At 57.3% G+C, this 13,225-nt stretch carries 14 protein-coding genes; 8 read left to right on the top strand and 6 right to left on the bottom strand.

Going from position 1 to position 13,225, the window contains the following annotated elements:
* Nucleotide 1: 1 nt before the first annotated feature.
* From ureC to TH5_RS17810, 7 genes are all read left to right on the top strand, one after another.
* Nucleotides 2–1,711 (top strand): urease subunit alpha, encoded by a 1,710-nt coding sequence (gene ureC / locus TH5_RS17840; protein ID WP_114122988.1) that lies wholly within the window; start codon nucleotides 2–4, stop codon nucleotides 1,709–1,711.
* A gap of 11 nt (nucleotides 1,712–1,722) precedes the next feature.
* Nucleotides 1,723–2,340 (top strand): urease accessory protein UreE, encoded by a 618-nt coding sequence (locus tag TH5_RS17835; RefSeq protein WP_114122987.1) that lies wholly within the window; start codon nucleotides 1,723–1,725, stop codon nucleotides 2,338–2,340.
* Nucleotides 2,330–3,055 (top strand): urease accessory protein UreF, encoded by a 726-nt coding sequence (locus tag TH5_RS17830; RefSeq protein ID WP_114122986.1) that lies wholly within the window; start codon nucleotides 2,330–2,332, stop codon nucleotides 3,053–3,055. Before TH5_RS17835 ends, TH5_RS17830 begins: the two co-directional genes overlap by 11 nt.
* The gene (gene ureG / locus TH5_RS17825; protein WP_007088868.1) at nucleotides 3,052–3,672 is read left to right on the top strand and encodes an urease accessory protein UreG; all 621 of its coding nucleotides are present in this window, start codon (nucleotides 3,052–3,054) and stop codon (nucleotides 3,670–3,672) included. Before TH5_RS17830 ends, ureG begins: the two co-directional genes overlap by 4 nt.
* Nucleotides 3,673–4,761: 1,089 nt before the next feature.
* Nucleotides 4,762–5,310: a biotin transporter BioY gene (locus TH5_RS17820; protein WP_062951180.1), complete on the top strand. Its 549-nt coding sequence runs from the start codon at nucleotides 4,762–4,764 to the stop codon at nucleotides 5,308–5,310.
* Between the two features lie 74 nt (nucleotides 5,311–5,384).
* Nucleotides 5,385–6,059: an energy-coupling factor ABC transporter ATP-binding protein gene (locus TH5_RS17815; protein WP_114122985.1), complete on the top strand. Its 675-nt coding sequence runs from the start codon at nucleotides 5,385–5,387 to the stop codon at nucleotides 6,057–6,059.
* Complete coding sequence (locus TH5_RS17810) at nucleotides 6,056–6,658, top strand: energy-coupling factor transporter transmembrane component T family protein (RefSeq protein ID WP_114122984.1); 603 nt, start codon at nucleotides 6,056–6,058, stop codon at nucleotides 6,656–6,658. Before TH5_RS17815 ends, TH5_RS17810 begins: the two co-directional genes overlap by 4 nt.
* A gap of 90 nt (nucleotides 6,659–6,748) precedes the next feature.
* Here TH5_RS17810 and fghA read toward each other — a convergent pair whose 3' ends face one another.
* Both fghA and TH5_RS17800 read right to left on the bottom strand, forming a co-directional pair.
* Nucleotides 6,749–7,606 carry an S-formylglutathione hydrolase gene (gene fghA, locus TH5_RS17805; RefSeq protein ID WP_114122983.1) on the bottom strand — a complete coding sequence of 286 codons (858 nt, stop codon included), beginning with the start codon at nucleotides 7,604–7,606 and terminating at the stop codon, nucleotides 6,749–6,751.
* Between the two features lie 73 nt (nucleotides 7,607–7,679).
* The gene (locus tag TH5_RS17800) at nucleotides 7,680–8,789 is read right to left on the bottom strand and encodes an S-(hydroxymethyl)glutathione dehydrogenase/class III alcohol dehydrogenase (protein WP_244204969.1); all 1,110 of its coding nucleotides are present in this window, start codon (nucleotides 8,787–8,789) and stop codon (nucleotides 7,680–7,682) included.
* A gap of 116 nt (nucleotides 8,790–8,905) precedes the next feature.
* On the opposite strand from TH5_RS17800, the gene TH5_RS17795 reads away from it, so the two are divergent.
* Nucleotides 8,906–9,781 carry a LysR substrate-binding domain-containing protein gene (locus TH5_RS17795; protein WP_114122981.1) on the top strand — a complete coding sequence of 292 codons (876 nt, stop codon included), beginning with the start codon at nucleotides 8,906–8,908 and terminating at the stop codon, nucleotides 9,779–9,781.
* A 61-nt stretch (nucleotides 9,782–9,842) separates the two neighbouring features.
* Here the strand turns inward: TH5_RS17795 and TH5_RS17790 are convergent, their stop codons facing one another.
* The 4 genes from TH5_RS17790 to TH5_RS17775 all read right to left on the bottom strand — a co-directional run.
* Nucleotides 9,843–11,153: a type II toxin-antitoxin system HipA family toxin gene (locus TH5_RS17790; RefSeq protein WP_114122980.1), complete on the bottom strand. Its 1,311-nt coding sequence runs from the start codon at nucleotides 11,151–11,153 to the stop codon at nucleotides 9,843–9,845.
* Nucleotides 11,153–11,419 (bottom strand): helix-turn-helix domain-containing protein, encoded by a 267-nt coding sequence (locus tag TH5_RS17785; protein WP_167443589.1) that lies wholly within the window; start codon nucleotides 11,417–11,419, stop codon nucleotides 11,153–11,155. Before TH5_RS17785 ends, TH5_RS17790 begins: the two co-directional genes overlap by 1 nt.
* Before the next feature lie 116 nt (nucleotides 11,420–11,535).
* Nucleotides 11,536–12,321, bottom strand: a complete 786-nt coding sequence (locus tag TH5_RS17780) for a 3-hydroxybutyrate dehydrogenase (protein ID WP_085645578.1) — start codon at nucleotides 12,319–12,321, stop codon at nucleotides 11,536–11,538.
* Between the two features lie 81 nt (nucleotides 12,322–12,402).
* Nucleotides 12,403–13,225 (bottom strand): sigma 54-interacting transcriptional regulator (locus TH5_RS17775; RefSeq protein WP_167443588.1); only part of this gene is annotated, 823 nt, incomplete at its 5' end.

Here is a 13,225-nt window from a genome sequence, read left to right as displayed (position 1 = left end):
AATGGCTTATGAAATTGATCGCGCATCCTATGCCGCCATGTTTGGCCCGACCGTGGGTGACAAGGTCCGTTTGGCCGATACCGAGCTTCTGATCGAGGTCGAACAGGATTTCACGATCCTTGGCGAAGAAGTCAAATTCGGCGGTGGCAAGGTCATCCGCGACGGCATGGGCCAGTCGCAGGCATCGCGCGCCGAGGGATCGGTCGATACCGTGATCACCAATGCGCTGATCCTTGATTATACCGGCATCATCAAGGCCGATATCGGCATTCGCGATGGCCGCATTGCCGGAATCGGCAAGGCCGGGAACCCTGATGTGCAGCCCGGTGTTGACATCATCATCGGTCCGGGGACCGAGGTGATTGCCGGTGAAGGCAACATCATTACCGCAGGCGGGATTGACGCCCATATTCACTGGATTTGCCCGCAACAGGTCGAAGATGCGCTGTATTCCGGTGTAACCACGATGCTGGGCGGTGGGACCGGCCCGGCAGCGGGTACTAACGCCACCACCTGTACGCCCGGCCCGTGGCACATTGCCCGCATGTTGCAGGCAGCCGACGGATTACCGATGAATATCGGTTTCTTTGGCAAGGGTAACGCGACCCTGCCGGGATCATTGATAGAGCAGGTCAAAGCCGGTGTTTGCGGGCTTAAACTGCATGAAGACTGGGGCACGACCCCGGCGTCGATTGATACCTGCCTGTCGGTGGCTGATGACCTTGACGTGCAGGTGATGATCCATACTGATACGCTGAATGAAAGCGGCTTTGTCGAACATACCCGTGCATCGTTCAAGGGTCGCACCATCCATACCTTCCACACCGAAGGGGCCGGTGGTGGCCATGCGCCTGATATCATCAAGCTGTGTGGGGAAGCGAACGTTCTGCCAAGTTCGACCAACCCCACACGTCCCTTTACGGTGAACACCATCGACGAGCATTTGGACATGCTGATGGTGTGCCATCACCTTGATCCGAAGATCCCCGAAGATGTCGCCTTTGCCGAAAGCCGCATCCGCCGCGAAACCATTGCGGCCGAGGATATCCTGCATGACCTTGGCGCGTTTTCGATCATTTCGTCGGACAGTCAGGCCATGGGCCGCGTGGGCGAGGTCATTTCGCGCACCTGGCAGACAGCCGACAAGATGAAAAAGCAGCGCGGCAGCCTGTCGGAAGACGGGCCGGGGAATGATAATTTCCGTGCCAAGCGTTATGTCGCGAAATACACGATCAACCCGGCAATTGCGCAGGGGATTGCATCCCATGTCGGATCGATCGAGGTCGGCAAGATTGCCGATATCGTGGTCTGGAAGCCGATGTTCTTTGGCGTCAAACCCGACATGATCATCAAGGCCGGCATGATTATCGGGGCGGCGATGGGGGATCCGAATGCCTCGATCCCCACACCGCAGCCGGTTCATTATCGTCCGATGTTTGGCGCCTATGGTTCGGCATTGGCAAAATCGAGCTTCTCGTTCGTATCCCAGGCGGGGATTGATGCCGGAATTGCCGCCGAGTTTGGTCTGGCAAAGCAGCTTCTGGCGGTTTCGAACACGCGCAATATAGGCAAAAAGGACATGAAACTGAACGATGCCCTGCCGAGAATGGAAGTCGATCCGGAAACCTATCAGGTCCGTGCCGATGGCGAACTTCTGACCTGTCAGCCGGTTGATCGCGTGCCGATGGCACAGCGTTACTTCCTGTTCTAGGAGCCCGGATCATGCGTCGCGCCATTGAACATATCCCGGTCAGCCAGTCCGACACAGCCGAAGTGCGCGGTACGGTAACACTCGCCTTTGCCGACCGTCACCGGCGGCGCATCCGGCTGCTGGATGATGCCGGGGAGGCGTTCCTGCTTGATCTGCCCCATGCGGTGCGGTTGGGGAACGGTGACCGGCTGCGTCTGGTTGATGGCGGGGTGATTGTGGTGCGCGCGGCTGCCGAGGACGTTCTGACCATCACGTGTTCCGGCCCGATTGCGGCGGCCAAACTGGCCTGGCATATCGGCAACCGTCATACCCCGCTTCAGGTCCTGAAAGACGGGCGGCTTCGCATCATTGATGATCATGTCATGCGCGATATGGTGCAGGGGCTGGGCGGTGTTGTTTTCGCCGAAGTCGCCCCGTTCGATCCGCTAAATGGGGCCTATCACGGGCTGGGCGGTGGCGGCCATGGTCACAGCCACGGCAATGATCATTTCGAAGAACCGCATGATCATGACGATCACGATCATGACCATCATCACGATCACGGTCATGAACATAGCCATGCGCATTCTCACGGGCATTCCCATTCTCATGCGCACGCCCATGCCATCGGGGAGCCGCATGACCACTGATCTTGATCCCCGTTCCCCCGCCAACCTGACGCCGGGTGGCCTGATGCGGTTGATGACATGGCTTAGCCCGTCATTCCCGGTCGGTGCCTATACCTATTCGCACGGTGTTGAATACGCGGTCGAGGATCGCCGGGTCATCAGTGCCGAGAGCCTGACAACCTGGATCGAAGGGGTTCTGGAATTCGGTGCCGGGCGGATTGATGCGGTGCTGTTCTGTGCCGCATGGCGCGCGGCGCGTGCGGGGGATCTGGACGCGCTGTTTGATATCGGGGTTGATGCCGATTGCTGGCGCGGGACGGCTGAAATGGCGCTGGAAGCAACGGCGCAGGGGCGTGCCTTTGTCTCGACCGCCCAGAAGGTCTGGGGCGATGGCATTTTGACCCTTTGGGCCAAGCGAATGCGCGATGATGATCGTCTGCCATCCTATCCGGTTGCGGTGGGTATTGCCGCGGCCGAGGCGGATGTGCCGTTGCGTGATGCGCTGAGCGCGTTTTTGCACGCGATGGCGGCCAATCTGGTGTCAAGTGCCGTGCGTCTGGTGCCGTTGGGGCAGACCGATGGCGTGCGGACCCTGGCGTCCCTTGATAAGGCGGTGGCGATGGCGACCGAAACCGCGATGAATACCGGTCCGGTCAATCTTGGGGCGGCTGCTCCGATGGTTGACTGGACGTCGATGAAACACGAAACCCAATATACGAGGCTTTTCAGATCATGAGCTCACCCCTTCGCATTGGTATCGGTGGCCCGGTTGGTTCGGGCAAAACCGCCCTTCTGGAACGGCTGTGCAAGGCCATGCGCGACGAGTTCAATATCGCCGCGATCACCAACGATATTTACACCCGCGAAGATGCCGAATTCATGACCCGGTCGGGGGCATTGGCAGCAGACCGCATTGCCGGTGTTGAAACGGGGGGCTGCCCGCATACCGCCATTCGCGAAGACGCATCGATCAACCTTGCCGCGGTCGAGGATATGAGCGCCAAACATCCGGGGCTTGAGGCGATCTTTATTGAATCGGGTGGTGATAACCTGTCGGCGACATTTTCGCCGGAACTGGCCGATATCACGATTTATGTCATCGACGTTTCGGCGGGCGACAAAATCCCGCGTAAAGGGGGGCCAGGCATTACGCGGTCCGATCTGCTGGTGATCAACAAAACCGATCTGGCACCGCTTGTCGGGGCCGATCTGGGAGTGATGGACCGGGATGCCAGAAAAATGCGCGGCACCCGTCCGTTCCTGTTTACCAATCTCAAGGCGATGGATGGCCTTGAAGACGTCAAGAATTTCATCATCGAGACAGGGGGGCTCCGTCAATCCGCCGCGTCCTGATGGGGATCAGGACGCAATAATACCGGATGACGGGAGCACACAGGCCCGGCCTGAAAATGGTCGGGCCTGAACATTTGGAGGGTAGGTTGAGCAGGGGCGATCGCCTGCGGGCGGACTGCATATAAAACTTTTTTCAAAAAGTTCTTGATTTGTTCTTTTAATTATGGCATAAAAGAAAAGTCAACGGGACCGAAACCCGCGAGGCCTTGAGCCTCGCGGGTTTTTGCGTTTGGGGCCGGATCAAAGAGGTGATCAGGATGCAGCGGCAGGGATACCGACAGAGCGACGGGGTGATTCGCAGGATATTGACCGGCGGATGGCGGAGCCATTATGGCGGCCTTCTGCACGAGGACTAAGGGAGCTAACCCGGTCATTTGTCATGACGGGAGAGGTGCGTCTTGTTGGAGAGGGAGCGCTGAATTTGCCGGGAGCGGCAGTAATGGCAGCAGCGGGCAGCGGTGATCTGTGACCCGTCGATGGTGGACCAGTGGGGGCTGTACGCCCGAAGTGTATCCGGGCTTCATCGGTTGTCGGAAATGTCGCCATGGCCGGGAGTGACCGGAGCGGGCCGTGAGCCCGAGGTGGTCTGTTTGGCGAGGATGGTGGTGGCATGATGTCCGTCCGGGATGCGCGGGGTGCCAGAATTGCCGGAAAGCGACCGGAGCGGATTGTTGGTCAGAAGGCGGCCCGTCTGCGGCCCGTCTGCGCCCCGTTGGCGAGGATGCCGAAGCCCAAGGTTTGTCCGGACTTACCTGATTGCGCGAAGCCCGGTTTTGGGTGGGGTAGCTTTGCCGTCGCATCCGTCATCGGCTGTTGGCTGTCTGGCAGTTGTCAGGGCGTCGTGCTCAGGGCATCACCGGTCCGGCGTGATGCTGTTTGATCCGCGGCAAGCTTTTGAAACCAAAATATTATTAGGCGATTCTGATCCCGCCCTAATGGAGATGATGCGTCATTTTGCTTTGCGATCTGCGGTTTTGCGGCTATCCCTTCGGCCGTTGAACCGGTCGGGAGGACCGGAAAACGAACGGTGATGTGTCGGGGCTTGTGCCATCACCGTCGGGGAGAACGGGAAGGAAGGATCGTGAAATCATGAACACCAAAGATATCGTCTATATCGCGCTGTTTGCGGCTGTGACTGCCGTGCTTGGGTTGTTTCCACCCATCACCCTGCCGATTACGGGGGTGCCGGTGACCGCGCAATCGCTGGGGCCGATGCTGGCCGGGGCGATTTTGGGGGCGCGTCGTGGCGGGCTTTCGATCCTGCTGTTTGTTGTGCTGGTTGCGCTTGGCCTGCCGCTTTTGTCGGGGGGGCGCGGTGGTTTTGGCGTTCTTCTGGGGGCGACGGGCGGCTTTATCGTCGGCTGGGTGATTTCGGCCTTTGTGATCGGCCTGCTGATTGAAAAATTCTGGGACAGGCTGAATGTCGTTAACGCGGCATTGTCGATTGCGATTGGGGGGATTGTTGTCCTGTATGCGATTGGCAATCTTTGGGTCAGCATCGTTGTTGAAATCAGTTACTGGCAGGCGACCGTTGGTGCCGCGCCGTTCCTGATTGGTGATGTGATCAAGGTTGCGATTGCAACGGCTGCCTGCATGGCGGTCCGGCGTGCCTATCCCTTGATTTCCAGGGCACGCTAGGTTTTGATGGGGCGCGGTCATCAGATCGCGCCTTTTGCTGTTATTCCCTGTCTGAAATTTTGCGCCAGGTGCCGATGATCACGCTTGAAAATGTCACCGTGGAATTCGATCAGCGTCGCGTGCTTGACGATATTTCACTGTCACTTTGCGAAAGGCGGATCGGGATTGTCGGGGCCAATGGATCGGGCAAAAGCACGTTTGTCCGGCTTCTGAACGGGCTTCAGGTGGCATCGTCGGGGATTGTGCGCGTCGATGATTTCGATGCCGCCAAAGACGGGCGCAAACTGCGCCGTCATGTCGGTTTTGTTTTTCAGAACCCGGATAATCAGATCGTCTATCCGGTGGTCGAAGAAGACATCGCCTTTGGCCTGAAGGCGTTGAAACTGCCCAAGGACGAGATTGACCGTCGTATCGACGAAGTCCTTGCGCGATATGACCTGTCGGATTTCAAAACCCATTCCAGTCATCTGTTAAGCGGGGGCCAGAAGCAGCTTCTGGCGATTTCCGGTGTGCTGGTGATGGCACCGCGTTACATCATCTTTGACGAACCGACCACCTTGCTTGACCTGCGCAATCGCAACCGGGTCGAACGCGCGATTGCCGAGCTTGATCAGACCGTGATTACGGTTTCCCATGATCTTGATCTGATTGCCGGTTACGACCGGGTGCTGGTGTTTGAAAATGGCCGGATCGCCTGTGACGATGTGCCGGCCATCGCCATTGCCCGCTATCGGGAGATGATGGCGTGATTGCCGGACTTTACATCGATGGCAATTCCGCCCTGCACCGGGCGGCGGCGGGGTTAAAGGTGCTTGCCCTTGTGCTGCTGGGGACCGGGGTTTTTCTGATCCCCGACTGGCCGGTTCTGGCGGTGGTGCTGGTGACAGTTTTTGTCCTGTATCCGGTTTCGGGTTTTGGCCCCCGCATCCTTTGGGCGCAGATCAGGCCGATATTGTGGCTGCTGGTTCTGTTCTTTGCCGTGCAGCTTTGGCTCAATGACTGGCAGGCGGGGCTTGTGGTGGTTTTCCGGCTCGCCGCGATTGTCAGTTTTGCCGGGCTTGTCACCCTGACGACCAAAACATCCGACATGCTGGCCGCGCTGGAACGGGCAATGACGCCGCTGGCGCGGTTTGGCGTTAATCCGGAAAAGGTCAGTCTGGCCTTTTCGATGGTGTTGCGTTTTATCCCGGTGATTGCGCAAATCGGTCATGAAATCCGCGATGCGCAACGCGCGCGTGGGCTTGATAAATCGGTGCTAGCACTTGTCGTGCCGCTAATTATCCGCACGCTTAAAACGGCGGATGACGTGGCCGATGCCATTGATGCGCGCAGCTTTGACCCGGATTAATCTTCAAAAAAAGACCCGGCACGCCTACAGGGACGAGGCGCGTGCCGGGTGAAAACCGCTTGGGTGCGGGTTCTGTGCGGTTACCTGATCTCAGGCGATACCAAGATGCCATGCGTGGAAACGCAGATGGTCTTCGATAAAGCTCGCGATGAAGTAATAGCTATGGTCGTAGCCTTCCTGCATGCGCAGGTTCAGCGGATAACCGGCATGACTTGCGGCGGCAAAAAGCGTATCGGGTTTAAGCTGCTCGGTCAGGAAGCCATCGGCATCGCCCTGATCAACAAGGGCGGGGGTTTGCATATCCTTGGCGGTTGCGGCCTTCATCAGTTCCGAGCTGTCCCACTGTTTCCAGACGGATTTGTCATCGCCGAGATAATTGTCAAGCGCCTTTTGGCCCCATGGGCAATTGATCGGGTTTGAAATCGGCGAAAAGGCCGTGACCGATTTGAACATGCCCGGGTTTTTAAGCGCGATCATCAGCGCACCATGCCCGCCCATCGAATGGCCGGAAATCACCGCATCATCGGAAATCGGGAAATGATCGCGGACAAGGGCCGGAAGTTCCTTCGTCACGTAATCATACATGCGGTAATTGCGCGCCCACGGTTCCTGCGTCGCGTTGACGTAAAAACCGGCCCCCTTGCCGAAGTCATAGGCTTCTTCTTCGTCATCGGGCACATGGTCGCCGCGCGGGCTGGTGTCGGGGGCGACGATGGCAATGCCAAGTTCGCTTGCGATGCGAAACGCGCCGGCCTTCTGCATGAAGTTTTCATCCGTGCAGGTCAGTCCCGATAGCCAGTACATCACCGGCACACGGTTGCCCTTGCCCGCCTGACGCGGCAGGAAGATGGCAAACCGCATATCGCAACCCAGCACATCGGACCGATGGGTATATTGTTTGTGCCAGCCGCCGAATACCTTGTTGCTGGACGAATTTTCAATGCCCATTTTATTCTCCCGTTCGCCCACCTTGCCGGAATTTCACCGGCAGGGCGGGGTTTTCGTATGAAGCCAGATGGTCTTAATAGTGAATGACCGAACGGATGCTTTCGCCTTCATGCATCAGGTCGAAAGCTTCGTTGATGTCTTCAAGCTTCATGGTGTGGGTGATGAAATCGGACAGTTTGAATTCGCCCTTGAGGTAGCGTTCTACATAATCGGGCAGTTGCGAACGGCCCTTGACCCCGCCAAAGGCGGTGCCGCGCCAGACGCGACCGGTGACAAGCTGGAACGGACGGGTGGAGATTTCCTGACCGGCACCGGCAACACCGATAATCACCGACTCCCCCCAACCCTTGTGGCAGCATTCAAGGGCGGAACGCATCACATTGACATTGCCGATACATTCAAAGCTGTATTCAACGCCGCCATCGGTCATCTCAACGATGACTTCCTGGATCGGTTTGTCGAATTTCTGCGGGTTGATGGTGTCGGTTGCGCCAAGCTGTTTGGCGAGTTCGAATTTCTTTTCGTTGATATCAATGGCGATGATGCGGCTGGCACCGGCCATTTTGCAGCCGATGATGGCCGAAAGACCAATGCCGCCCAGACCGAAAATCGCAACGCTGTCACCCGGTTTGACCTTGGCGGCGTTGGTGGCGGCCCCCATGCCGGTGGTGACACCGCAACCCAGCAGGCAGACTTCTTCAAGCGGGGCGGTTTTGTTGACCTTGGCAATCGAGATTTCCGGCAGAACCGTATATTCCGAGAAGGTCGAGCAGCCCATATAATGGTAAATCGGCTTGCCATTCTGCGAGAAACGTGTGGTGCCATCGGGCATAAGGCCCTTGCCCTGGGTGGCGCGGATTTTCTGGCACAGGTTGGTTTTGCCCGATTTGCAGAATTTGCATTCGCCGCATTCCGGGGTGTAAAGCGGGATCACATGATCGCCGACCGCAACGCTGGTCACACCTTCGCCGATTGATTCAACAATCCCGCCACCTTCATGGCCAAGGATGGCGGGGAAAATGCCTTCGGGGTCGTCGCCCGACAGGGTAAAGGCATCGGTGTGGCAAACGCCGGTGGCGACGATGCGCACACGGACTTCGCCAGCCTTGGGCGGGGCGACCTGAACGTCTTCAATCGATAGCGGCTTGCCCGCTTCCCAGGCAATGGCGGCTTTGCAGGTGATGATTTGGGCGCTCATGTCGCTCCTCCGGCTTGAATGATTTACTGCCAACAGTGTATTTATTTCCCCTGATCTGATAATCCGGTATTTCGGTAAATGACTTTTACGGTGGTGTAATAATGAATGCGTGGGACGGGATCAGCGAATTCGTCGCCGTGACGGAACGCAAAAGCTTTACGGCGGCGGCCAAGCAGCTTGGCATTTCCGTGGCCCAGGTCAGCCGCCAGATCACTGCCCTTGAAGAAAAACTTGGCGTGCAGCTTTTTTACCGCACCACGCGCAAGGTCAGCGCGACCGAAGCCGGATTGGTTTACTATCAGCATTGCCGACAATTGCTGGATGGCTTGCAGGATGCGGAACGGGCAATCGGTACCCTGACACAGGTGCCGCGCGGCAAGCTTAAACTGACCGCGCCGACCACCTACGGCGAAACCGTGATTGCGCCGCTGGTCAATGATTTCGTGGCGCGCTATCCGGAGCTTGAAGTCCAGTGTCGCTTTACCAACCAGAAACTTGATCTGGTGCTGGAAGGTTATGACATGGCGATCCGGCTTGGGCGGCTTGATGGCACGACCGGCAGTCTGATGAGCCAGCAGCTTTCAACCCGCCGCCTTCATGTCTGCGCATCGCCAGCCTATCTTTCCAAACGCGGGGAGCCGCATTCGCTTTCGGAGCTTGCGCGCCATAACTGCCTTGTCGGGACGCTGGATTACTGGCGGTTTGAAGAAGACGGCCGGGAACGTACCATCCGCATTCATGGCTCGATCCATGCCAATAGCGGGCAGGCGTTGCTGGATGCTGCCCTAAAGGGGATCGGCATTGTCCAGTTGCCGGATTATTACGTCGATCCGTGGATCGCCAGCGGTGATCTGATCCCGGTCCTGTCCAAATTCCAGCCGACCGATGAAGGTATCTGGGCGCTTTACCCGACCAACCGGCACCTTAGTCCGAAAATCCGGATGCTGGTGGAGCATTTGGGGCGGTATTTGGGGTGATTTTGTTACCGAACAGTATCATTTATCCTGAAATCGAGGAAATGATACCGTTCGGTAACAATTAGTGGCTCTGGCAGCGCGATTTAATGTCTTCCAGGGCGAGATCAAGCAGGCTTGTGTCCGCAATTGTTCCACGCGTGGCTTGGCGCAGTTTGGTTGCTGCTTTTTCGGTTAACTTCGAGAGTGTTGCAAGTTCGTCGATCACCAGTTTCGGACTGATATTGATATCGGATGCAAAAGATTCCCAATGTTCACGGCCAAGCAGTTTCGGGTTGCGTTCGCCACCGATGGACATGGCAAGGAGAATGCGTTGCTCTTTGTAGAAATTACGAAATGCTGCGGCGTTATTGAGGTCATAAAGCGGTGCAAGGCGCACGCCGCCAGACTGCCAGATCAGGCTGTAATTTTTGGCATGCGCATCAGGATTGCCGACAAGATATTGGAAAATGGCATATCGTAGCAGCAGCAGTTTATCGCGGGCAGGATCGAGGCTGAAATCCAGCGCGGCAAACATTTTTTTCCAGTCTGGGCCGCCATCACGCTCGTATTTCTGATGCGGAAAATATCCGAGCGCCTGACAGAAATCTTCCTGATGCAGGCGGGTCAGATATCGTTGGCCGGATCTTTCGCGCAATGTCCGGTCGTATCGTGCGACAAGCATGAAAATCTGATCTTCTGCCTGCAAAATGTGTGACCGGGGGCAGGGAAGCCCGATTTCACGGGCGATTTCAAGGCAATAATGTTCGACGCGGATCGATTCCGGAAGGCCCTGAATATCGGTCTTGAGGATGTGGGAACTTGGTGTGTTGCCATGCGGCAGGGCAATTTTTTCGCCGGTTCGAATAACAACGGCCTTGTCATGCACGCCTGCCAGCGAAATGCGGACTTCGCCCTGCGTATCAACGAATAGGGGGCGCGCAGGCAAGTCGCGGATGTGCCCGGCAAGTTCTGCTTCGTCGAGAATGCGATATTCCGGGTGGGTTGTATCTTCGGGGGTTTCAACAGTACCGACCGGGGCGATGGATACGGCCCCCGCACAATCCTTGCCAAGGGCAAATAGCATTGCAAATTCGTCATCTGCGGCGATGTCGTGATCTTTGCTTAGAACAAGAGCGAGTTTTCGACGGGTCAATTTGTTGTCCGGCAACAGCCCGGCAAAGAAAGGCCCGCATTCAGCATCATCAAACCAGCGATTTTCACCCGCTTGTGTCGGTACCGGCAGGCGAAGGGACAGTTGGGGGTTGACGGTCTGAGCGGTGGCAGATCGTTGGATGTGATCGGGGCTATAGCGAAAGCGCAGGCCACCCTTATCGTCGGTGCCAAGTGTACCGATTTCGATGCCGTGCAATCGAACAGAGGCTTCCTGTGTCATTAAAGCCCCTCGTCAATGTCGATAACGCCCGATAGATCGTTTGGTGTTGTGGTGGTCTGAAGATCGGTCAGAGATAAAGGGCTGCCCAGTAAAACGAACAGGCGAATGATCATGTCAATTGGTGGGGTGCTGCTGCCCCGCTCGAATGACGATAGCCATTTTCGGCTGTAGCCGATAAGGGCTGCGGTCTGGCTTTGGGTAAGGCCGCGCTGCTTGCGTAAGCTGCGCGCGGCCTCCCGAATATCGTCAATGTTTCGAATGATCATGATGTCACCGAACAGTTTCATTCTTGCCTGAGGCAAGGTTATGTAACTATTCGGTATCATTCAAGCAAAATGCGCTACTTTGACACCAAACGGTATCAAAGTAGCGCATGAAAACTTTACTGCGCCGTCCAGCCACCATCGACCGACATATGGGTGCCTGTCATCTGTGATGCGGCGTCCGAGCACAGGAACAGGGCGGTCTGGCCGATCTGTTCGGGGGTGACGAACTGTTTGGATGGGTGTTTGTCCGAGACCAGATTGGTTGCGGCCTGTTCGACGGAAATGCCGCCTTCCTTGGCCTTGGCTTCGATCTGGCGTTCGACCAGTTCGGTGCGCACCCAGCCCGGGCAGATTGAATTGGCGGTGATGCCGCTTTCGGCGGTTTCAAGGGCCGTTACCTTGGTCAGGCCCATGATGCCGTGCTTGGCCGCGACATAAGCGGCCTTTTGGACCGATGCGACCAGACCGTGCGCAGATGCGGTATTGATGATCCGGCCCCAGTTTTTCTTTTTCATGTTCGGCAAGGCAAAGCGCGTCGTGTGAAAGGCCGAGGTCAGGTTGATCGCAATGATCGCGTCCCATTTTTCCGGCGGGAAATCCTCGATCAGGGCGGTGTATTGAATGCCGGCATTGTTGATCAGGATATCGGCCCCACCGCCGAATTTTGCGGCGGCGTCTTTCATCATCGCTTCGATCTGATCGGGTTTGGAGAGGTCCGCGCCGTTGTAATGCGCGGTCACGCCAAACTCGGTTTCAAGCGATTTGCGGGTGGCCTCGATTTCGTCCTTATCGCCAAAGCCGTTCAGCATGACATCCGCCCCGGCCCCTGCAAGGGCCTTGGCCATGGCAAGACCGATGCCGCTGGTGGATCCGGTAACAAGTGCGCATTTGCCTGTCAGCATGATGTTTCTCCCTGTGGGTGAGGAGTTGTTCCTCCTCATAAGTTAGGTGGATCATGCCGCAATGCAACATGGGAGGCAAGATCAACCGGAAATGCCATATTTGCGAAGCTTGCGGGCAATCGCAGTGTGCGAGATTCCAAGCCGTTCGGCAAGCTTCCGCGAGCTTGGATAATCCGGGTAAAGGCGCATCAGCATTTCACGTTCGAGCATGTCCATCCCATCGGCAAGGCTTCCTTGCGCGATGGCCGCATTGATCGGGTCGGTTGCGGGGGCATTGGTTGCCAGATCGCGGGATGTTGCGGTTTCATCCGTGGCCGTGGCGGGCGGGTTGCTTGCGGTGGTGGTCAGGTCGCGTGCGGTCAGGATGTCGCCATCCAGCAGGGCGACCGCCCGGAAAAGGGTGTTTTCCAGTTCGCGCACATTGCCCGGCCAATCGTGGCTGGCAAGCCAGGACAGGGCATCCCTTGCGATATGGGGTGTGGGTCGTTCGGTTTGCTGGGCGGTGCGGGTGACGAAATAAAGGGCCAGTTCGGCAATGTCTTCGCGCCGGTCGCGCAAGGGCGGCAGGGTGATGCCAAGGACGTTGAGGCGGAAATAAAGGTCTTCGCGGAATGTGCCGTCATGGGACATGGCGTCAAGGTCGCGGTTGGTCGCGCTGATGACGCGGACATCAACCGCAATTTCATCCGTGCCGCCGACGCGCCGGAACCGGCCATCCTGCAACACGCGCAGAAGCTTGGCCTGTAAATAGGGTGTCAGTTCGCCGATTTCATCCAGAAACAATGTGCCGCCATCGGCCAGTTCCAGAAGCCCCGGCTTGCCGCCGCGCCGCGCACTGGTAAAGGCCCCGGCGGCATAGCCAAACAGTTCGCTTTCGGCCAGGCCTTCGGGCATGGCGGCGCAG

It is taken from the genome of Thalassospira xianhensis MCCC 1A02616, assembly GCF_003326475.1.
Classification (GTDB): domain Bacteria; phylum Pseudomonadota; class Alphaproteobacteria; order Rhodospirillales; family Thalassospiraceae; genus Thalassospira; species Thalassospira xianhensis.
This window is presented reverse-complemented; position numbering and strand designations above follow the sequence as displayed.

Coding starts and splice junctions, on each gene's coding strand:
- ureC (WP_114122988.1), top strand. CDS start 2: ATGGCTTATGAAATTGATCGCGCATCCTATGCCGCCATGTTTGGCCCG.
- TH5_RS17835 (WP_114122987.1), top strand. CDS start 1,723: ATGCGTCGCGCCATTGAACATATCCCGGTCAGCCAGTCCGACACAGCC.
- TH5_RS17830 (WP_114122986.1), top strand. CDS start 2,330: ATGACCACTGATCTTGATCCCCGTTCCCCCGCCAACCTGACGCCGGGT.
- ureG (WP_007088868.1), top strand. CDS start 3,052: ATGAGCTCACCCCTTCGCATTGGTATCGGTGGCCCGGTTGGTTCGGGC.
- TH5_RS17820 (WP_062951180.1), top strand. CDS start 4,762: ATGAACACCAAAGATATCGTCTATATCGCGCTGTTTGCGGCTGTGACT.
- TH5_RS17815 (WP_114122985.1), top strand. CDS start 5,385: ATGATCACGCTTGAAAATGTCACCGTGGAATTCGATCAGCGTCGCGTG.
- fghA (WP_114122983.1), bottom strand. CDS start 7,606: ATGGGCATTGAAAATTCGTCCAGCAACAAGGTATTCGGCGGCTGGCAC.
- TH5_RS17795 (WP_114122981.1), top strand. CDS start 8,906: ATGAATGCGTGGGACGGGATCAGCGAATTCGTCGCCGTGACGGAACGC.
- TH5_RS17790 (WP_114122980.1), bottom strand. CDS start 11,153: ATGACACAGGAAGCCTCTGTTCGATTGCACGGCATCGAAATCGGTACA.
- TH5_RS17785 (WP_167443589.1), bottom strand. CDS start 11,419: ATGATCATTCGAAACATTGACGATATTCGGGAGGCCGCGCGCAGCTTA.
- TH5_RS17780 (WP_085645578.1), bottom strand. CDS start 12,321: ATGCTGACAGGCAAATGCGCACTTGTTACCGGATCCACCAGCGGCATC.